Source organism: Streptomyces sp. NPDC057654, from assembly GCF_042800135.1.
GTDB lineage: Bacteria > Actinomycetota > Actinomycetes > Streptomycetales > Streptomycetaceae > Streptomyces.
Map to the genome: position 1 here is coordinate 1 of NZ_JBHVHQ010000870.1, position 3,593 is coordinate 3,593.

The 3,593-nt window shown below is 68.5% G+C and carries 3 protein-coding genes; all 3 read right to left on the bottom strand.

What is annotated here, in order from left to right; all coding sequences use genetic code 11:
- On the bottom strand, window positions 1-1,292 hold a 1,292-nt coding region (locus ACFU99_RS37460; protein WP_384401283.1), incomplete at its 3' end, for an MFS transporter.
- A 99-nt stretch (window positions 1,293-1,391) separates the two neighbouring features.
- Window positions 1,392-2,474 carry an inositol-3-phosphate synthase gene (locus ACFU99_RS37465; RefSeq protein ID WP_384401286.1) on the bottom strand — a complete coding sequence of 361 codons (1,083 nt, stop codon included), beginning with the start codon at window positions 2,472-2,474 and terminating at the stop codon, window positions 1,392-1,394.
- Between the two features lie 49 nt (window positions 2,475-2,523).
- Window positions 2,524-3,198 (bottom strand): helix-turn-helix transcriptional regulator, encoded by a 675-nt coding sequence (locus tag ACFU99_RS37470; RefSeq protein WP_384401289.1) that lies wholly within the window; start codon window positions 3,196-3,198, stop codon window positions 2,524-2,526.
- Window positions 3,199-3,593: the final 395 nt, after the last annotated feature.

Sequence of the window (3,593 nt, forward strand, 5' to 3'; positions counted from 1 at the left end):
CGCCGGGAGAGTCGTGGGGAGTGTCGCCGGGACGCCGCCATCGCGAGGGCGGTCGCTGCGTAGATCGCCGCGACGGTGACGACCAGCATGGCCGACCGTCCGTCCGGCGGCAGTATCAGAGCGGCCACGGCCGCCGCCCCCACGAAGGCGATGTTGAAGAGGACGTCGTAGAGGGAGAAGATCCGGCCTCGGAACGCGTCGTCGACCGAGGACTGGATCACGGTGTCGGTGGCGATCTTCGCTCCCTGGGTGATGAGGCCGAGGACGAAGGCGGCGATCAGTATCGGTATGGGCTCGAAGGTGAGGCCGAGCGCCGGTTCGAGTACGGCCGCGGAGGCGGCGCATACGGCCATCCAGCCCAACCTGCCGAACCGGCTCGCCGCCCAGGGAGTGAATACCGCGGCCGCGAAGAAGCCGGCGCCGGAGACGCCCACGGCGAGGCCGAGCAGGGCCAGCCCGTCCGACTCGCTCTTCGCCCAGGCGTACCGGCACAGCATCAGGACCATGACGGTCAGGGCCCCGTAGCAGAATCGCATGAGCGTCATGGACGCCAGCGCGCGGGCGGCGACGCGGCGCTCCATGAGGTGGCGCAGGCCCGCCGCGAGGCCCGCGAAGGTCTCCGACAGGGCCGTACGGATGCGGACGCGTGTCCGGAGTTCGGCGGGGTCGGGGCCGAGGAGATCGGCTGGCATGCGGAGCGCGGCGAGTCCCGCGCACAGGTACACCGTCGCGCCGAGGAGGACGACCACGGCGTCGGAGGACGCGCCTTCGGGAACCGCGAGCCGCACGATGAAGGACAGCCCGCCGCCCGCCGTGGCCGCGAGCGTTCCGGCGGTCGGGGACAGGGAGTTGGCCATCACCAGCCGCTCCCGGCTGTCGACGACGCGCGGCAGGGCGGCGGAGAGCCCGGCGAGGACGAAGCGGTTGACGGCGGTGACCGACAGCGCGGAGGCGTAGAAGAGCCAGTCGGGTACCGAGGCGATGATCAGCACCGCGGTGCCGACCGCGAGGACGGTCCGCAGGAGGTTGCCGTAGAGCAGCACCTGGCGGCGGCGCCAGCGGTCCAGCAGGACGCCGGCGAAGGGGCCCAGCAGCGAGTACGGGAGCAGCAGGACCGCCATGGCGGAGGCGATGGCCGCGGGCGTGGTCTGCTTCTCGGGTGAGAAGACCACGTACGTGGCGAGCGCCACCTGGTAGACGCCGTCGGCGGACTGGGAGAGCAGGCGTACCGCGAGCAGGCGGCGGAAGTCGCGCAGTTGAAGCAGTACGCGCAGGTCACGCACAACGGGCATGGTGCACAGCCTCACACAATGCGCTGGTCCCCGGGCGCATTGCCCGGGGACCAGCAGATCAAGCGACGGCCGATCGGCGATCGGCGGTCAGGGACCGGTTCAGCGGTCGACCTCGCCGTTGATGAACTTCTCGACGTTGGCGTGGGCCTCGTCGTCGAAGTACTGGACCGGCGGCGACTTCATGAAGTACGAGGACGCGGAGAGGATGGGGCCGCCGATGCCGCGGTCCTTGGCGATCTTCGCGGCGCGCACGGCGTCGATGATGACACCGGCCGAGTTCGGGGAGTCCCAGACCTCAAGCTTGTACTCCAGGTTCAGCGGGACGTCGCCGAACGCGCGGCCCTCCAGGCGGACGTACGCCCACTTGCGGTCGTCGAGCCAGGCCACGTAGTCCGAGGGGCCGATGTGGACGTTGTCCTCGCCCAGCTCGCGGTCGCGGATCTGGGAGGTGACGGCCTGCGTCTTGGAGATCTTCTTGGACTCCAGGCGCTCACGCTCCAGCATGTTCTTGAAGTCCATGTTGCCGCCGACGTTCAGCTGCATCGTGCGGTCCAGGATGACGCCCCGGTCCTCGAAGAGCTTGGCCATCACGCGGTGCGTGATGGTGGCGCCGACCTGCGACTTGATGTCGTCGCCGACGATCGCGACGCCCGCCTCGGTGAACTTGTCCGCCCACTCCTTGGTGCCGGCGATGAAGACCGGGAGGGCGTTGACGAAGGCGACCTTGGCGTCGATGGCGCACTGGGCGTAGTACTTCGCGGCGTCCTCGGAGCCGACGGGGAGGTAGCAGACGAGGACGTCGACCTGCTGGTCCTTGAGGACCTGGACGATGTCGACCGGGGCCGCCTCGGACTCCTCGATGGTCTGGCGGTAGTACTTGCCCAGACCGTCGTGGGTGTGGCCGCGCTGCACGGTGACGCCGGACGGCGGCACGTCGCAGATCTTGATGGTGTTGTTCTCGCTGGCGCCGATGGCGTCCGCGAGGTCGAGGCCGACCTTCTTGGCGTCGACGTCGAAGGCGGCGACGAACTCGATGTCCGAGACGTGGTAATCGCCGAACTGCACGTGCATCAGACCCGGCACGCGGCTCTTCGGGTCGGCGTCCTTGTAGTACTCGACGCCCTGGACCAGCGAGGCGGCGCAGTTGCCCACGCCGACGATGGCTACGCGAACCGAACCCATTCCGGTTGCTCCCTGTTAGTACTCGACGAAGCCCAGCGGTCTGCTGGGCTTACTTGGCGGTGTCGTCGGACGGGTCCGGCCGGGAACCACCCCGATGCCGGGGCAGGCCGCCCGGATCTCCTGATGTGCCCTGTTCGGAGCGGCCGGCGCCGGAGCGCTGGTCGCGCCCGGTCCGCTCGCTCTCGATCAATTCGTTCAGCCAGCGGACCTCGCGCTCCACCGATTCCATGCCGTGGCGCTGGAGTTCGAGGGTGTAGCCGTCCAGCCGCTCACGGCTGCGGGCCAGTGAGGCGCGCATCTTCTCCAGGCGTTCCTCCAGGCGGCTGCGGCGGCCTTCCAGCACCCGCATCCTGACGTCCCGTGAGGTCTGACCGAAGAAGGCGAAGCGGGCGGCGAAGTGCTCGTCCTCCCATGCGTCCGGGCCGGACTGCCCGAGCAACTCCTCGAAGTGCTCTTTGCCTTGGGCCGTCAAGCGGTAGACGATCTTGGCCCGGCGCCCGGCGAGCGACGCCGCGAGGGCGTCCTCCAGGGCGCTGCCGGGCTCCTCGATCAACCATCCGTTGGCGACCAGGGTCTTGAGGCACGGGTAGAGGCTGCCGTAGCTGAACGCGCGGAACACCCCGAGCGAGGTGTTGAGGCGCTTCCGCAGTTCATAGCCGTGCATAGGGGACTCGCGGAGCAGGCCGAGGACGGCGAATTCGAGGATGCCGGAGCGTCTGCTCATCCGTCGCCTCCCTGGTCCGCCGAGTCCTTTATGCCGAGCTGATGTATCGACTCGATACATCCAGACGATAGAACGGCCATGCGCGTGCGACAAGGGGAAGCACGGTGAACGAGGTCACATCACGGATTCACAGGTGACCCGCTGCCGGAATTGGATCGAAGATCCGCAGTGGGAAGGTTTTGGCCGTGCGTAGTCTGTGCGCCATGCAAATCACCGGGAACCAAGTGACGTTGTGGAGCGTCATCGTGCTGAATGCAGTGCGCCCGGCCGCTCAAGGGGGCCGGCCCGCACATCTGGGGGACCGGAAGCCACCTGCCGCTTTCAGGCGATCACGCCTGCCCGAGGAGTAGTCGTTCCATGAGCGAGCACCGTCGCAAGCCGCCGCAGCCGCAAGG